This window comes from Trichocoleus desertorum ATA4-8-CV12, from assembly GCA_019358975.1.
GTDB classification, from domain to species: Bacteria; Cyanobacteriota; Cyanobacteriia; order FACHB-46; family FACHB-46; genus Trichocoleus; species Trichocoleus desertorum_A.
Genome location: JAHHIL010000002.1, coordinates 270,533 through 285,768, shown reverse-complemented (window position 1 = coordinate 285,768; position 15,236 = coordinate 270,533). Strand labels below are relative to the sequence as shown.

13 protein-coding genes and 2 tRNA genes are annotated in these 15,236 nt (G+C 51.0%); 8 read left to right on the top strand and 7 right to left on the bottom strand.

The annotated features are described in order from the left end of the window. Positions 1-36 precede the first annotated feature (36 nt). The gene (locus tag KME12_03890; GenBank protein ID MBW4486914.1) at positions 37-1,641 is read right to left on the bottom strand and encodes an NAD(P)H-quinone oxidoreductase subunit N; all 1,605 of its coding nucleotides are present in this window, start codon (positions 1,639-1,641) and stop codon (positions 37-39) included. Positions 1,642-2,433: 792 nt separating this feature from the next. Between KME12_03890 and topA the strand changes: the two genes are divergently transcribed. After that, positions 2,434-5,199: a type I DNA topoisomerase gene (gene topA / locus KME12_03885; protein ID MBW4486913.1), complete on the top strand. Its 2,766-nt coding sequence runs from the start codon at positions 2,434-2,436 to the stop codon at positions 5,197-5,199. A gap of 78 nt (positions 5,200-5,277) precedes the next feature. On the opposite strand, the gene ald is transcribed toward topA, so the two are convergent. Next, complete coding sequence (gene ald / locus KME12_03880; GenBank protein ID MBW4486912.1) at positions 5,278-6,366, bottom strand: alanine dehydrogenase; 1,089 nt, start codon at positions 6,364-6,366, stop codon at positions 5,278-5,280. A gap of 287 nt (positions 6,367-6,653) precedes the next feature. Here ald and KME12_03875 point away from each other — a divergent pair, with 287 nt between their 5' ends. The 4 genes from KME12_03875 (at position 6,654) to KME12_03860 (ending at position 9,016) form a co-directional block, all read left to right on the top strand. Further along, complete coding sequence (locus KME12_03875; protein MBW4486911.1) at positions 6,654-6,824, top strand: hypothetical protein; 171 nt, start codon at positions 6,654-6,656, stop codon at positions 6,822-6,824. A gap of 319 nt (positions 6,825-7,143) precedes the next feature. After that, positions 7,144-7,437, top strand: coding sequence for a hypothetical protein (locus tag KME12_03870; GenBank protein MBW4486910.1), 294 nt, complete (start codon positions 7,144-7,146; stop codon positions 7,435-7,437). 57 nt (positions 7,438-7,494) lie between these two features. Beyond that, complete coding sequence (locus KME12_03865; protein ID MBW4486909.1) at positions 7,495-7,965, top strand: heavy metal-responsive transcriptional regulator; 471 nt, start codon at positions 7,495-7,497, stop codon at positions 7,963-7,965. Further along, positions 7,919-9,016, top strand: a complete 1,098-nt coding sequence (locus tag KME12_03860; protein MBW4486908.1) for a WD40 repeat domain-containing protein — start codon at positions 7,919-7,921, stop codon at positions 9,014-9,016. The genes KME12_03865 and KME12_03860 overlap by 47 nt, the downstream gene beginning before the upstream one ends. A gap of 23 nt (positions 9,017-9,039) precedes the next feature. On the opposite strand, the gene KME12_03855 is transcribed toward KME12_03860, so the two are convergent. From KME12_03855 to murA, 4 genes are all read right to left on the bottom strand, one after another. Next, complete coding sequence (locus tag KME12_03855; GenBank protein ID MBW4486907.1) at positions 9,040-9,252, bottom strand: hypothetical protein; 213 nt, start codon at positions 9,250-9,252, stop codon at positions 9,040-9,042. 23 nt (positions 9,253-9,275) lie between these two features. Next, positions 9,276-9,357, bottom strand: a tRNA-Leu gene (locus tag KME12_03850). Beyond that, a complete protein-coding gene (locus KME12_03845) occupies positions 9,336-10,211 on the bottom strand; it encodes a M48 family metallopeptidase (protein MBW4486906.1) in 876 nt (291 codons plus the stop codon). Before KME12_03845 ends, KME12_03850 begins: the two co-directional genes overlap by 22 nt. Before the next feature lie 185 nt (positions 10,212-10,396). Continuing rightward, positions 10,397-11,791, bottom strand: a complete 1,395-nt coding sequence (gene murA / locus KME12_03840) for a UDP-N-acetylglucosamine 1-carboxyvinyltransferase (GenBank protein MBW4486905.1) — start codon at positions 11,789-11,791, stop codon at positions 10,397-10,399. Positions 11,792-11,981: 190 nt separating this feature from the next. Here murA and KME12_03835 point away from each other — a divergent pair. Both KME12_03835 and KME12_03830 read left to right on the top strand, forming a co-directional pair. Continuing rightward, a tRNA-Leu gene (locus tag KME12_03835) sits at positions 11,982-12,065 on the top strand. A 229-nt stretch (positions 12,066-12,294) separates the two neighbouring features. Continuing rightward, on the top strand, positions 12,295-13,098 hold the full coding sequence (locus KME12_03830; GenBank protein ID MBW4486904.1) for an RNA methyltransferase: 804 nt from the start codon (positions 12,295-12,297) through the stop codon (positions 13,096-13,098). Positions 13,099-13,128: 30 nt separating this feature from the next. Here the strand turns inward: KME12_03830 and KME12_03825 are convergent, their stop codons facing one another. Further along, a complete protein-coding gene (locus KME12_03825) occupies positions 13,129-13,374 on the bottom strand; it encodes a hypothetical protein (GenBank protein ID MBW4486903.1) in 246 nt (81 codons plus the stop codon). Between the two features lie 386 nt (positions 13,375-13,760). Here KME12_03825 and lpdA point away from each other — a divergent pair, with 386 nt between their 5' ends. Continuing rightward, a complete protein-coding gene (gene lpdA, locus KME12_03820) occupies positions 13,761-15,194 on the top strand; it encodes a dihydrolipoyl dehydrogenase (protein MBW4486902.1) in 1,434 nt (477 codons plus the stop codon). Positions 15,195-15,236: the final 42 nt, after the last annotated feature.

The window sequence follows — 15,236 nt, the reverse complement described above, 5'->3', positions numbered from 1 at the left end:
ACAAACCAAAGCGCTCTCTAACGCCGCTCCGCCAGGTTAAAGACCAGCGTTGGTTTTTGTGACGGGCACCTGACTTGACAAGACAGGTTTTATGTAGCCAGTCACACCTTGGGTGCTGCCAGGAGTATTAGTAATGGCCGATTGCAAAATTTGAGAATGGGTGACTGAGTCATTGGCCAGGGTGAACAGGGGATTGGACAAAATCCCAGCTAGAGAAGTTGCGACCAGAGACAACACCAAACCTACTTGTAAAGGCCGCATTCCAGGCAAATTCCAGGTAATGGCGGGGTAGTTCTTGACGACATCCGACATTTCCTGAGGTTCTTTCACCACCATCATCCGCACCACGCGAATGTAGTAGTAAATCGAGATCACGGTCGTCACTAAGCCCACAAGAACTAAGCCATAAGCGCCAGAACGCCAACCCGCCCAAAATAGGTAGAGCTTACCAAAGAAGCCAGCCAGCGGTGGAATGCCTCCCAAGGACAGCAGACAAATGCTCAAGCCTAAGGTGAGCAGCGGATCTTTCTGGTACAAACCGGAGTATTCGCTGATCTGATCGGTTCCAGTGCGGAGGGAGAACAGAATCACGCAGGTGAAGGCTCCCAAGTTCATAAACAGGTAAACCAGTAGGTAGAACACCATACTGGCGTAGCCCGCCTCAGTACCGGAAACCAAGCCGATCATCACGAAGCCTGCTTGCCCAATTGAGGAGTAGGCGAGCATCCGCTTCATGCTGGTTTGCGCCAACGCCACAACGTTACCCAAGACCATACTAAGGATGGCGAGGGCGGTGAAGACAAACCTCCACTCGTGGGTCAGCATTGGGAAAGCCGTCACCAAGAGCCGAATCGCCAGGGCAAAACCAGCGGCCTTAGAGCCGACTGACAAAAAGGCCACCACTGGAGTTGGCGAGCCTTCGTAAACGTCGGGAGTCCACTGGTGAAAAGGCACAGCAGCAATTTTGAAGGCGATCCCCGCGATCGCAAACACTAGAGCAATCACCAGACCAATGGATTGTCCGCTGGCATCGGTGACGACGTTAGCTGCGATCGCGCTCAGGCGAGTTTCCCCCCCCGACAGCCCATAGAGCAGCGACACGCCATAGAGGAAAATCGCTGAACTAGAAGCCCCAATCAGTAAATATTTCAGGGCCGCCTCATTGGAGCGGGGATCGCGCTTCATGTATCCGGTGAGCAGATAGGAAGCGATACTCAGCGTTTCCAAAGAAACAAAAACCATTACCAGTTCATCTGCACCGGAGAGGAACATTCCCCCCACCGTCGCCGTGAGCAGAATGGTCATAAATTCTGCTAGCGAGGTGCCAGATTGCTCGACGTAGCGGATCGACATCAGGATGGTCACGGCTGCGGACAGCGCAATGATCCCCCGGAAGACCACGCTCAGAGCATCACCATTAAAACCACCCAGGAAAGCAATTGGATTGGTGGTTTCCCATTGAAAATAAAGAGCACCTGTAGCACCGAGCAGCCCCGCGATCGCTAAATAAGGAGTCCAACGGGAAGCAGCACGTCCGGCAATCAAGTCGCTGATCAGCACCAAGAGCAGCGTCACAATGACGATACTTTCCGGTACGATCGTCCCCGCATTAAGCTGGGCTGCAAGAGTAGCAAAATCCATAGGGGTTCGACAGACTAAACAGCAGTGACAGATCCCAGTCTATATCCAACCCATTGCGGCTCCATGAGCAGGCGTGAGCTTCTGGATACTTTCTAGGCTTCTCGCTTCCTAGTCCCGCTATTGCGTCGGACTCCACGAGCGTTGTTTTACTTCCCCGTGCTGCCCCACCGGAGAAGATGCAATTTTTTATCCCCTTGTGTCCTGCAAGGCCGCAACAATTAGGATCTTTAACCAGAATCTTATCGCGCTATCTTAACGCTTACTCTTATTTTGAATCAGTATTTATTCTTAGAGCAACCGATATCAGCTTAGAGCGATCGCAGTCAAACTGTTAATATTTGTTCACAATTCACGAGAAAGTTGGAATTTTTGCCCTCCGTCGAACTCATGGATGAAGAGCGAATCTAAGACTAGCTTGGCTTTCTAGCTTATCTGCGTCCTGGCTTAGCTAACTTCCCCGCTCCGCTGCAACGATTCGCGTCTCAGGGAGATAAACACAAAAACTTTTGTCAAAACTGAGGATTCCACCCATATTGGTTATAAGTAGAGTCAAGACATGTTGAATGTCGCCTCCACTTACAGCTCTCCTGAAGTCCTCCTTTGTCAGGGAGGCTGCTTTCAGGGAGTCCTCTTTTAGGATGAAGCGATCGCTATCTAGTTAAGCTAACTTTTCGCTAGTCTCCCCGTTTTCGCCATCAGTCCTTGCTACTTAGGCTTGGCATCCCAGATGAAATCCTGCATGTCCAAGACTACTTAGCTTCGCTACCACTTTGCCTGAAGTTAAACGATCCCATGTCAACCCTGGTCATTGTCGAATCTCCTACCAAAGCACGCACCATTCGCAACTACTTGCCCGCAGGCTACCGAGTGGAAGCGTCAATGGGACATGTGCGCGATCTGCCGCAATCGGCGAGCGAAATCCCCGCTAACGTCAAGGAAGAAAAATGGGCAAAGCTGGGAGTGAATATCGAATCGGAATTCGAGCCGCTCTATGTGGTGCCCAAAGACAAGAAAAAAATAGTCAAGGCTCTCAAAGACGCGCTCAAAGAAGCCGATGAGTTGATACTGGCAACGGACGAAGACCGCGAGGGAGAAAGCATTAGCTGGCATTTACTTCAGCTCTTGCAGCCCAAGGTGCCGATCAAGCGCATGGTGTTCCATGAGATCACCCAAGAAGCGATCAAGGAAGCGCTGAAAAATTGTCGCACTGTAGACGAGAAGCTAGTTCGGGCGCAGGAAACGCGGCGGATCTTAGATCGGTTGGTGGGCTATACCCTCTCGCCGTTGCTGTGGAAAAAAATTGCTTGGGGTTTGTCGGCTGGACGGGTGCAATCTGTAGCAGTGCGGCTTCTGGTGAGACGGGAGCGGCAGCGTCGGGCCTTCCGTCAAGGAACTTACTGGGATCTCAAAGCCAGCCTAGAAAAAGATAAAAGTGCGTTTGAAGCCCGACTGGTGACGCTGCGAGGTCAGCGCTTGGCGACAGGCAGCGACTTTGACGAAGCGACAGGGCAAATTGCGGCGGGTCGCAACGTCCTCTTGCTGAATGAAGCTGAAGCCAGAGCACTGCAAGAGCAAATCACTAACAAGCCTTGGACCGTTTCTAATATCGAAGAACGGCCTGTTACTCGCAAGCCTGCACCCCCCTTTACCACTTCTACTCTGCAACAGGAATCGAACCGCAAACTCCGCCTCTCGGCCAGGGATACAATGCGGGTGGCCCAAAGCCTCTATGAGCAAGGCTTTATCACCTACATGCGGACGGACTCAGTGAATTTGTCGCAGCAGGCGATCGCGGCAGCTCGAGCTTGTGTAGAAAGTATGTATGGTGAGGCTTATCTCAGCCCCGAACTCCGAAAATACTCCACCAAAAGCAAAGGGGCGCAAGAAGCCCACGAAGCGATTCGTCCCGCCGGAAGTAGTTTCCGCACTCCCCAAGAAACCGGACTGAAAGGGGCGGAATTTCAACTGTATGACTTGATTTGGAAGCGCACCGTCGCCACCCAAATGGCAGAAGCGCGTCAGACGCACATCACAGTGCAAATTCAGGTGGAAGAGGCGGGGTTCCGAGCTAGTGGTAAGCGCATCGACTTCCCTGGTTTCTTCCGGGCTTATGTTGAAGGTTCGGATGATCCCGACGCGGCGATCGAGGATCGCGAAGTGATTCTGCCCACGCTCAAGGTGGGTGACAAGCCCGCTTGCAAAGCTTTAGAGGCGATCGGTCACGAAACCCAACCTCCCGCTCGTTACACCGAAGCTTCTTTGGTGAAAACCTTGGAAAGTGAAGGGATTGGTCGGCCTAGCACCTACGCCAGCATTATCGGCACCATTATTGACCGGGGTTATGCTCAGATGGTCAGCAATGCCCTAGTGCCCACGTTTACTGCCTTTGCCGTCACCACGTTATTAGAAAAGCACTTCCCTGATCTGGTTGATACCAGCTTCACCGCTCGGATGGAGCAAACCCTGGATGAAATTTCCACAGGTGAGGTGAAGTGGTTGCCTTACCTCAAGGAGTTCTATCTCGGAAAAGCGGGTTTAGAAACGCAAGTTAAAGAACAGGAAAGTCAAATTGATCCCACAGAAGCCCGCACCATTGAGCTAGAAGATCTGGCGGCTAAAATCCGCATTGGTCGTTACGGTGCTTACCTGGAAACCGAGAAAGATGATGCGATCGTTAAAGCTACAATTCCTCAAGATTTAACGCCTGCTGACCTAGACCCTGCTCAAGTTGAGGTGCTACTGCGCCAAAAAACCGAGGGACCCGATAAGCTAGGGCTGCAACCTGACACGGGAGAGCCGATTTATCTACGCATTGGTCCCTTTGGTCCCTATGTCCAGTTGGGAGATTTGGGGGAAACCAATGCGGAGCCGAAGCGGGCTTCACTACCTAAAGGGGTGGGCATGGAGGATGTCACCCTAGAGATGGCGGTGGGCTTGTTGTCTCTCCCCCGCACCTTAGGCACTCACCCAGAGACAAGCGGCAGAATTCAAGCTGGGCTGGGACGATTTGGCCCTTATGTAGTGCATGACCAAGGGAAGGAAGGCAAAGAGTATCGCTCCTTAAAAGCGGAAGATGATGTACTGACGATTCCTCTAGACCGCGCTTTGGAATTGCTGGCTGAGCCAAAAGCAGGTCGCCGGGGTGCTCGTAGCAAATCTAAAGAATCGCTGCGATCGCTCGGTGCTCATCCTGCCGATGAGGAGCCGATCAATATTTACGATGGCCCCTATGGCCCTTACATCAAGCACGGCAAGACCAATGTCTCGGTGCCCGAAGACCAAGCGGTAGAGTCGATCACGTTAGAAGCGGCTCTGGAGCTATTAGGTACCAAGGAGTCAACCAGTAAGTCGGGGCGCAAGTCCACCAAGGCTGCCAGTGGCACGAAAAAGTCGGCAAGCAAGTCGGCAAGTAAGTCGGCAGCAGCTAAGAAAGAGACAACTAAGAGCGAGACAACTAAAAGCGAAACGGGCACCAGCCAAACCAAAACTCGCAAGGCTACCACGAAAAAATCAGGCACTAGTAGCTCTAAGAAGAAAACTTCAACCCTGGAGAGTTAAAGTTTCTGAATCATAGGAGGGGAACGGGGGTGCCGCGATCGCCCTCCTATGATTCAGTCACCTGTAGTTCAATCCCTCTCAATGCACCAAATCAGAAAACATTTCCTGCACAGCAGGATGAACTAGCCGCTGGTTTTGCACGTTGAGACCCTTAGCTAAAACTGGGTCTAAATCCAATGCGGCTAAGCCATAATTGGCCAGCTTCAGCACGTAGGGTAAGGTGCTGTTGTTGAGGGCTTGCGTGGCGGTCCAGGGCACAGCTCCAGGCATATTCGGTACGCCATAATGAACCACTCCTGCCTCGACGTAGGTGGGATAGCTATGGGAAGTTGGCCGCATGGTTTCGATGCAACCGCCTTGATCCACTGCCACATCCACGATCACTGAACCAGGCCGCATTTTGGCAACCAAAGACTGAGCCACGAGAATGGGCGCACGCCGACCGGGCACCAACACAGCCCCAATCAACAAATCGGCTTCTGGTACAACGGTCTCAATTTGTAAGGAGTTGCTGTAGAGCAGTTCCACACGGGAACCAAATAAAGTTTCTAAATAAGCTAAACGGTCTACACTCACATCTAAAATTTGCACCTGAGCGCCTAAACCCACAGCAATACGGGCGGCTTCAGTTCCTACCACCCCTCCACCCAAGATTACTACCTGCCCCGGACGCACACCTGGCACTCCTCCTAGTAAAACGCCGCGTCCGCCTTGTTGCCGCTCCAGAAATCGCGCTCCAAACTGTACAGATAGCCGCCCAGCAATAATGCTCATGGGGGTTAGCAAAGGCAATTTCCGATCTGGGGTCTCTACCGTTTCATAGGCGATCGCAGTCACACCAGAGCTGATCAAATGCTCAGTCAGTTCGCGATCGGCGGCTAAATGCAAGTAGGTAAAAAGTAGTTGGCCTTTTTGCAAAAACTGATATTCCGGCGATAGCGGTTCTTTGACCTTAATCACCAACTCCCGATTCCAGGCGGCTTCGGCGCTGGGAACAATTCTTGCTCCTACTTGGACATAGTCAGCATCGGTAAAGCCTGCTCCCATCCCAGCCTGGGTTTCGACAAAAAGGGTATGCCCATTGTCTGCCAGGACGCGAACACTACTTGGACTCAACCCCACTCGAAACTCTTGGTCTTTTGTTTCCTTGGGAACGCCGATTTCCATATGAAACCTCTGAATGCCCTATGCTTCTAGCTTAATCTGGCCACAAAAGTAGCTGGGAATCAAAGTAGGGACTGAGCTTGAGCGATCGCCACTCGGTCTTGATCCAAAAGGATGAGTTGACGCCAAGACAGCCCCCCTTAAAATAGATAAAAGAGGTAAAGAATTGTAAATAGTGTCAAAAGCAGCCAAAAGTTCTACCTTAAGGCTTACCTCCTGAGTAAGATTTCTCAATCGCTGCTTTACACTTGGACTGAATTAGCAGAACTGTCGTCAATTTTTTTGAAGCAATGACTCAACTACAACCCACTACAACTCCCAAATTGGCTGAACCTAAAGTCGGCTTTACAGAATATGCAGAACGCTTAAATGGTCGAGCCGCTATGCTTGGTTTTGCGATCGCCGTTGCCATCGAATATGTAACTGGGCAAGGCGTTTTGACTTGGCTAGGACTGCGCTAATATCTCGACTTGCCAGTTCTTCCTCTTACCTTGGCCTCGGCTGATGCTGACTGAATCGGCACCTCAGCAGCAATTAAAAGAGGCTAGTTCAAATGGGGAAGGGCTGGAAAGGCTTGGGAAGACTAAGATAAAGAGATGATAAAGGGTAGTATAAATACTTATCGACCTAGACAGTTTTTTCTATAATTCTGCATAAGTTGTGGGATGCGTCTAAATTAGAAATAAGAACTCCCACTAAACTGAATCACGTAACTTCTAACTGTTTTACTTCATTTAAAACTCTAAACTTCTTGATACGTTGAGCCAGAGAAATACTGTGATGAATGCTGTATGGCCTCGGTTTTTTAGGGCAGCTTACCGTAAGGAGCCCATCTCAAGTTTTATTATTACGGTGGGTGCTGTAGATGCTGCGATTGGCGGGCTTGATAGTCGCTGGTCTCTCTTTAGCTTTGGTCTGGGAACCGTGGGCCTCGCGATCGCCCTGCGTTGGTGGTTGATGCACCGCCAAGAGGAAGAACAACCCGATCAAGTGCCCCAATATTACTTGCCATCCCGCTCCTCCCGACCGCAACTCCCCATGTTATCGGTTTCCAAGAAAAACCCACCCCACTAAATTTACTTCTTATTTTTCTTAGATAGGTCTTTTTTAGGGCTAAAGCTCTGTACCGTCATGGCTCCGACTATCAAGCAACTCCTTAAGATCGGTGAGGTTGCCACTCAGAGTGGGTTACCTGTCAAAACGATTCGTTACTACGAAGAAATTGGCTTACTGACGCCAACTGTGGAACGTTCTGAGGTAGGGTATCGTCTGTTTGACCGTTCAGTGCTGAATCGCTTGGCTTTTATTAAGCGGGCTCAAGCTTTAGGGTTGAGCTTAAGTGAAATTCATGAGGTTTTGGGTGTGCACGACCAGGGACAACTGCCTTGTGGTGAAGTCAAGCAACGCTTGCAGACTAAGTTGGCTGCGATCGCTCAGCAAATCGAAGCGCTCAAAACTCTAGAAGATGAACTACAAGGAATTCTTTCGGGTTGGGAAGAACAGCCCCCAGTCCATCGGATTCATCAAACAATCTGCCCCAATATTCAATCGAACTATGAAACACCCGTCTCCCAGCTTTCCTCTGCGTGTATTTCTTCATAAGCGGTTGGCATTTTGGGGAGCAGTTTGCATCGGGGTAGTCTGCCCTATACAAGGCGTTAGCATCAGTCAAGCTCTACCCGCACCTCCTGTAGCGAGTGAAGTAGCCGCTAACACCGTCACGAATGCCCCCACTAGTGGCGATTGGAGACAACCCCAGTTAGTTCAGACCCTTGAAGGACATAAAGGAGCAGTTGATGTGCTTTTATTTAGTCCAGATGGTCAGACGCTATTTAGTGGCGGTAGCTACAACGACGCCAGAATTAAGGTTTGGAATCTCCAGCGCGGCAGAGAGGCAATGACGTTGCGAGTCCATCAGACAATGGTGGCATCGCTAGCCCTGACTCCGGATGGTCAAACCTTAGCTAGCGGTGGTACCGACTATATTTTGAACCTTTGGAATCTGAAGACAAAACAATCGACTCGTATTTTCTTAGACCACTCCAGCCACATTTTGGCACTCGCTATTAGTCCTGACGGTCAAACCTTAGTCAGCGGCGGTTTAGACGGAATTAAACTCTGGGATTTACAAAGACAACGCCCTTTGTACACGCTTGAGGATGAGCGCCATGAAGTATATTCCCTAGCCATTAGTCCTTCTGGGCAATACCTAGCTAGCGGAGAAGACAATGGCGTGGTGAAGCTGTGGGATTTGGCCAGTGGGCAGCTACTACAAACCCTCCCAGGCCACACAGGGGTGGTTAACTCTCTAGCCTTTACACCCGACAGTTCATCCTTAATCAGCGCTAGTCGAGATACAACCATTAAAGTCTGGAATCCAGAAACGGGCGAATTGCGACAAACTCTAGCGGGACATAACAATTGGGTCACTGATGTTGAGGTGAACCCTAACGGCAGAATCTTAGCCAGTGCGGGTCGAGACGCGGTTAGACTGTGGAATCTGGAGACAGGAGAAATGATTACTACCCTGACTGGGCATACAGATTGGGTACAGTCGGTTGCCTTCAGCCCTGACGGCCAAACTCTGGCCAGCGGTGGTTCTGATCGGTTGATTCAAGTGTGGCGAGATGGAGTCTTAGCTCCCGCTAAATAGTTGGGCTCAGCCGTTTCACGCGATTAAGCACATAAAAAAAACGAGGAAGAGACATTGAACTCTCTTCCTCGTTTTTTTTGGTTGCTTTGGTCTTTGGTATCACTTTGCTCTTTGAGCTTTTGCCGCAGAACCTGCATTTGTTTCTTACGTTGTCTCTGACGAGCCGAACCACCTTTACCTTTGGAGTTCCGACCTTCACGGCGCGGCGACTCCCATCGTTTCAGACGTTGAGCCATATTTGGTACTTAGTTAAATGATATGGGCGGGGAGAGACTCGAACTCTCACGACCGAAGCCGCCACATTTTGAGTGTGGTGCGTCTACCAATTCCGCCATCCGCCCTTGGATGAAGCTTCACTATTATACTCATTTTTTCCGTTTTGCAACAGGGTTTGGTAAGTTTTACTTCCAGCCCAGCGATCGATTTCTCTCGCTCGAATCACAGGGACTGGGTGCGTGAGGGGTGCGACTTGAGCCTGCTTGAGCAACTCACCCAGATCGCTGTTACTGATATCATCGTAAGAACGCGCCTGAGCCAAGAAAGCGTCTAGGTTCAGCTTAGATGCCAAGGTTGGCGATCCCCCAGTCAGCTTCATCAGCAGGGAAGCCACCACCTTCGGATCTTGCGTAACTAAGAGGGCAGCGCGATCGCAAGTGAATTCAGCACAGCGAACCCATTCTAAGATTTGGGACTGCAAGGTTTGGGCAATCATTCCCCCCAAAGTGGGCAGTTGTCCTGCCGCCAGCACCATGATGTTGGCTAGGGTTAAGTAAACCCCGTGGTCGCATTTCAAGTGCCCTAACTCGTGAGCGATCACCGCTTGAATTTCTTCGGGGTTTAGTAGTTCTAACAAAGAGGTATGAACTACGATAAAGGGCTGCCGACCTCGAATCGCAAACGTGTAAGCATTGGGGACAGGATGTTGCCGAATGTAGAGCTGAGGCAACTCCAAGTCAAGAATTTTGCAAGCTTCAATCAGCAGTTGATGCAGGTGCGGCAGTTGTTGCTCGCTGACCAAAATGCTGGAGGCAATATTGTCGAGGTAAAAAACTTGTTCGGCTAGTGGCCCTAGCAAACTCCGAATCATCAAGTCCAGCCCAGGCAACTGCTTGAGGGATTGGGTTGCTTCTAAATCGAGGGGATGACGAAATTGATCCGCCTTCAAGCCAATTAAAGGAGTCTTTGCAAGAGCCATGCTGGGACAGCCATGAAACGTGAGGTCAAGACAAGTGTCTAAGCCAATCGCACAGCAAACAACGAGTTGCATTGCGATCGCTTAACCACTTACACATAGCTAGTATAGCGAGATTGCCCCTGGCCTGCGGGAGACAAGCCAAGAGCAATGGATCAAACCTCACTCACTGCAACTGTGGCTAGGAGTTAATTGGGCGCGATCGGTGTCAGTGGAGCTACCTCAGCCTCTGTAGTCGAGTCTCCTTGAAGACGCTGCAACTTCACCCCCAGTTTTTGGAGCTTCGTGTCGAGGTTTTCATAGCCCCGATCCAAGTGGTGCAATTCTTGAATCGTGGTTTTACCTTCTGCGGCCAAAGCAGCCAGAACCAAAGCAGCTGATGCTCTTAAATCGGTTGCGACTACAGGAGCCCCAGAGAGCGTCGGGACTCCCCGAATCACGGCGTGATTGCCCTTCACCCGAATATCAGCTCCCATCCGATTTAGCTCAGCCACATGGCGCAGGCGGTTTTCAAACACCGTTTCTGTGACGATGCTGTCGCCCTCACTGACGGTCAGCAAAGCCATAAATTGAGCTTGCATATCCGTAGGAAAACCTGGATAGGGTAAGGTCTCAATATCAGTAGCGGTCAGGCCATGCCCCGGACTGATCCGCAAACAGTTAGGTGACTCTGGGGCGATCAAAGCACCGATCGCCCGCAACTTAGCGATGGCAGCCGTCAAATGGTCAGGAATAACCGGAGAGAGGCTAATTTCAGATTGTGTGATAGCTCCTGCTACTAGAAAAGTAGCCGCCTCAACGCGATCTGGAATAATGGTGTAGTCGGCTGAGTGCAAACTTGGCACCCCTGAGATCACGATGGTTTTCGTGCCTGCGCCTCGGATCTGGGCTCCCATGGCTCGGCAGAAGTTAGCCAAGTCGATCACTTCAGGTTCTTGAGCCGCATTCTCTAGGATGGTTTCGCCATCCGCTAGGGTCGCAGCCATCATCAGCGTTTCGGTCGCACCAACGCTGGGATAATCCAGATAAATTTTGGCTCCCTTGAGGCGGCGGCTAGGGCCTCTGACGTAAGCATTGACTGTGCCGTGCTCAATGTGGACATCAGCTCCCATCGCTTGCAGACCTCGGACATGGAGGTCTACTGGACGAGCGCCGATCGCGCAACCACCGGGCAAAGGAACGCGGGCCACGCCTAAGCGAGCTAACACAGGGCCAATGACAAAGAAGCTAGCTCTCAGTTGGCTAACCAGCTCATAAGGAGCGGTTGATTGGCCAATGTAGCTCGCATTGATATCGAGAACATCGCCCTGCCGTGTCAGTTTGACACCCAAGGATGCCAAAATCTCCCCCATCCGAGAGACATCTGCCAGAGAGGGAACGTTACGAAGACGGCAGTCTTGGGGACAGAGCAGGGCACCCGCCATCACAACGAGGGCGGAGTTCTTGGCACCGCTAATAGTGACATGTCCTTTGAGCGAAGATTTACCCCAAATCTGAAGTACTGACTTATCTTCTTCAGGTGAAGAATGGGTATCTGGCAGTCCGTAAGAGGGAGTTATGGGCTTATCCTCCGAGTCATTTATGCTTCTAGAACTTACAAATTTGGTTTTGATTCTACCGGAAAGATTTCAGATGTCCAGAACTCTGCTCTCAAGCACTAAATATAGTGAACTCAAAGAAGGGCTGTAGGCTATGAAATCTTCAACCGTAAGAGTTGACAAACCTTCCGGATTTTACTACATTGATAAATCGCAGTCTAAAACTGCACAACAAGCGGAACTGGCGGAATTGGTAGACGCGCTAGATTCAGGTTCTAGTGTCTGCAAAGACTTCCGGGTTCAAGTCCCGGGTTCCGCATCTAAAGCCAGTTGAGTCAAGCCCTGAAGGGCTCCCTCAGTCTACATGATGTTTAAGAGCAAACCGTATGAGAAATTCAGCGGTTTGCTTTTTTATTTTTCCCTAAAAGTTCTTCAGGTAACTGGAGTTTTGGTCAGATCTACTTATGATTGCCTAGCTAATTGTAAGAATATTTAAATATTTGGCTCGATATTCTCGATATTCAGGACCCAGATTCTACCCTGTGGCTATGTTGACCAGTCTGCAAAATTCTCTCGTTAAGCAACTTCGTAAGTTACACCGGGCTAGAGATCGCCGGGAGCAGCAATTGTTTTTGCTGGAAGGCACTCACTTACTAGAAGAAGCTTGTGCCGTGAATTATCCGTTGGCAACCCTCTGTTGCACTCCAGAGTGGCAAGCCAATCATGAGCAGTTATGGCAGCAAGTGAGTCAAACCGCGCAACGACTAGAACTGGTGAGCCCTGAAGTGTTGAAGGCGATCGCAACTACTGTAGAACCTGACGGCGTAATTGCGACAGCCCAGCGTCAGCCAGAGCAGATTCAACTAAGCGAAATTACCAGCCTGGGTCTGGTGCTAGAAACCATTCAAGATCCAGGAAATTTGGGCACCATGATTCGGGCCGCCGCAGCCGCCGGGGCAGAAGGGTTGTGGCTCAGTGCTGACAGCGTGGATCTTGACCATCCCAAAGTATTGCGGGCCTCTGCGGGGCAATGGTTCCGGCTGCCGATGGCTGTCAGTGCAGATTTGAAAACGGTCGTGGCTGATTACCAAGCTCAGGGCATGCAAGTCGTGGCCACTCTGCCAGATGCGGCCCTAACTTACTGGGAAGCTGATTTGCGGCAACCTACATTAATTTTGCTCGGTAATGAAGGCGCAGGACTCTCTGAGGAAGTAGCAACTTTGGCGGATCAACAAGTCAAGATTCCCCTTAGGTCCGGGGTTGAATCCTTGAACGTGGCGATCGCCGCTGCCTTAATACTGTACGAAGCCCAGCGACAACGAGGGTTCAATCCTGAGGCTCCTTCCAGTTAAGCGAGTGGGCGCGAATCTCAGCGAGCCGCTTCAGCCCGATTGCCGAGCCTCAATAAATTGTTCAATATCAGCAACTGCGGCTTCCCAATCAGCCAGAGCGGGCCGAACTGGAGTCGAGTTAGGGTTGCTATTAGGTACAGGAGCCACCTTTTCTGGCTGAGTTTGAGCAGTTGTAGGTGGCCTGCCATCGACTTGCAAGGTTTTTTGCAACTGATCAAGTGATTCAGCAAAAGCTTGGGCGGCGGCGCGACGAAGATCGTTCTGATGCTGCTCCATTAGCTGGACTCCAAAATTTAGAATCTAGGACTCAGACTGCTTGCCATCCTGGCTTTTAAAGCGGCATGGGTCAAGCGTTGAAAGACGTAGAAAAGACATCAATATGGCTGATCCAGCGTCCCATTTGTAGTCTGACGGAGGTCAATCGACCGAGACTCCTAGGGGTTAACTGCTTATCAGGGTGCCCAATTTTGTTGCGATCGCAGCATTTCGATCTTTATGGCTGAGGCGGCTGTCCTGCTACGAGTAGGTGTTGTCTAATCAACCAAATCCGGTTGACAATTGAGACAATTGAGAAAGAACAAAAAGTTAAAACTAAGCACTTAGCTTTTTGGGCTTTTGGCATTGAGGTATGTTAGAAAGGTTTGCCTTTCCAGGAGCGCAAAGTGAGTCAGGGATTTGATTACGATTTAGTTATTCTCGGCGCAGGGGTCGGGGGACATGGAGCGGCACTGCATGCAGTGAGCTGTGGTTTGAAAACTGCCATCGTCGAAGCGGCTGATATGGGCGGCACCTGTGTCAATCGTGGTTGTATCCCCTCTAAAGCTCTTCTGGCAGCTTCGGGGCGGGTGCGGGAACTACGGAATGCTCATCACCTCAAGGCAATGGGGATTCAAGTCAGCCAAGTTGACTTTGATCGGCAAGCGATCGCCGACCACGCTAACAATTTGGTTAGCAAAATTCGAGGCGACCTCACCAACAGCCTGAAGCGCTTGGGTGTGGATGTGATTCAAGGTTGGGGCAAAGTTGCAGGCCCACAAAAAGTTTCAATTGAAACTCCCACGGGCGAAAGAGTGGTCACCGCTCAAGACGTAATGTTGGCTCCTGGCTCCGTGCCTTGGGTGCCGCCTGGGGTAGAAGTGGATGGCAAGACCGTGTTTACCAGCGATGACGCGGTCAGACTAGAATCTCTGCCGCCTTGGGTCGCCATTATTGGCAGCGGCTACATTGGCTTGGAGTTTTCTGACGTTTACTCAGCTCTGGGCGCGGAAATCACTCTAATTGAGGCGTTGGATCAACTGATGCCTGGGTTTGATCCAGATATCGCCAAGTTGGCGCAACGGGTGCTGATTGCTCCCCGCGACATTGAAACCAAAGTTGGCATGCTGGCGAAACGAGTGATTCCTGGTTCGCCAGTCGTAATCGAGCTGGCGGATGCCAAAACCAAGGAAGTGGTAGAAGTGCTGGAAGTCGATGCTTGCTTAGTGGCGACTGGACGCATCCCCGCAACGCAGAATTTAGGTCTAGAAGCAGTTGGCGTAGAAATCGATCGCCGTGGCTTCATCCCCGTCAACGATCGGATGGCGGTGCTGGTGGATGGCCAACCTGCGGCTCACTTATGGGCAATTGGCGATGCTACAGGCAAGATGCAACTCGCTCACGCCGCCTCTGCTCAGGGAGTTGTGGCTGTTGAGAATATTTGTGGTCGCGATCGCCAAGTGGACTACCGCAGTATTCCTGCTGCTGCCTTTACCCATCCAGAAATTAGCTTTGTCGGCATGACTGAACCCGCAGCAAAAGCCTTGGGAGAAGCAGAAGGATTTAAAGTGGCGACTTCTAAGACCTACTTTAAAGGCAACTCGAAAGCCCTGGCAGAAGGTGAAACAGAAGGTGTCGCTAAAGTGATTTATCGCGAGGACACAGGTGAAGTCTTAGGTGTGCATATCTTTGGTCTGCATGCTTCTGACCTCATCCAAGAAGCAGCCAACGCGATCGCTCAGCGTCATTCTGTGAAGGATCTCGCTTACATGGTGCATACTCATCCCACCCTTTCCGAAGTGTTGGATGAAGCCTTCAAGCGGGCAGTCGCAGCTCACTAAACGGTGACCTAACCCCCAGCCCCTTCCCTGCTAGGGAAGGGG

Excerpts from the sequence above, each read along its gene's own strand:
- KME12_03830 (MBW4486904.1), top strand. The coding sequence starts at position 12,295 with ATGTTGACCAGTCTGCAAAATTCTCTCGTTAAGCAACTTCGTAAGTTA.
- KME12_03870 (MBW4486910.1), top strand. The coding sequence starts at position 7,144 with ATGAATGCTGTATGGCCTCGGTTTTTTAGGGCAGCTTACCGTAAGGAG.
- KME12_03890 (MBW4486914.1), bottom strand. The coding sequence starts at position 1,641 with ATGGATTTTGCTACTCTTGCAGCCCAGCTTAATGCGGGGACGATCGTA.
- KME12_03855 (MBW4486907.1), bottom strand. The coding sequence starts at position 9,252 with ATGGCTCAACGTCTGAAACGATGGGAGTCGCCGCGCCGTGAAGGTCGG.
- topA (MBW4486913.1), top strand. The coding sequence starts at position 2,434 with ATGTCAACCCTGGTCATTGTCGAATCTCCTACCAAAGCACGCACCATT.
- KME12_03845 (MBW4486906.1), bottom strand. The coding sequence starts at position 10,211 with ATGGCTCTTGCAAAGACTCCTTTAATTGGCTTGAAGGCGGATCAATTT.
- KME12_03825 (MBW4486903.1), bottom strand. The coding sequence starts at position 13,374 with ATGGAGCAGCATCAGAACGATCTTCGTCGCGCCGCCGCCCAAGCTTTT.
- KME12_03860 (MBW4486908.1), top strand. The coding sequence starts at position 7,919 with ATGAAACACCCGTCTCCCAGCTTTCCTCTGCGTGTATTTCTTCATAAG.
- KME12_03875 (MBW4486911.1), top strand. The coding sequence starts at position 6,654 with ATGACTCAACTACAACCCACTACAACTCCCAAATTGGCTGAACCTAAA.
- KME12_03865 (MBW4486909.1), top strand. The coding sequence starts at position 7,495 with ATGGCTCCGACTATCAAGCAACTCCTTAAGATCGGTGAGGTTGCCACT.
- ald (MBW4486912.1), bottom strand. The coding sequence starts at position 6,366 with ATGGAAATCGGCGTTCCCAAGGAAACAAAAGACCAAGAGTTTCGAGTG.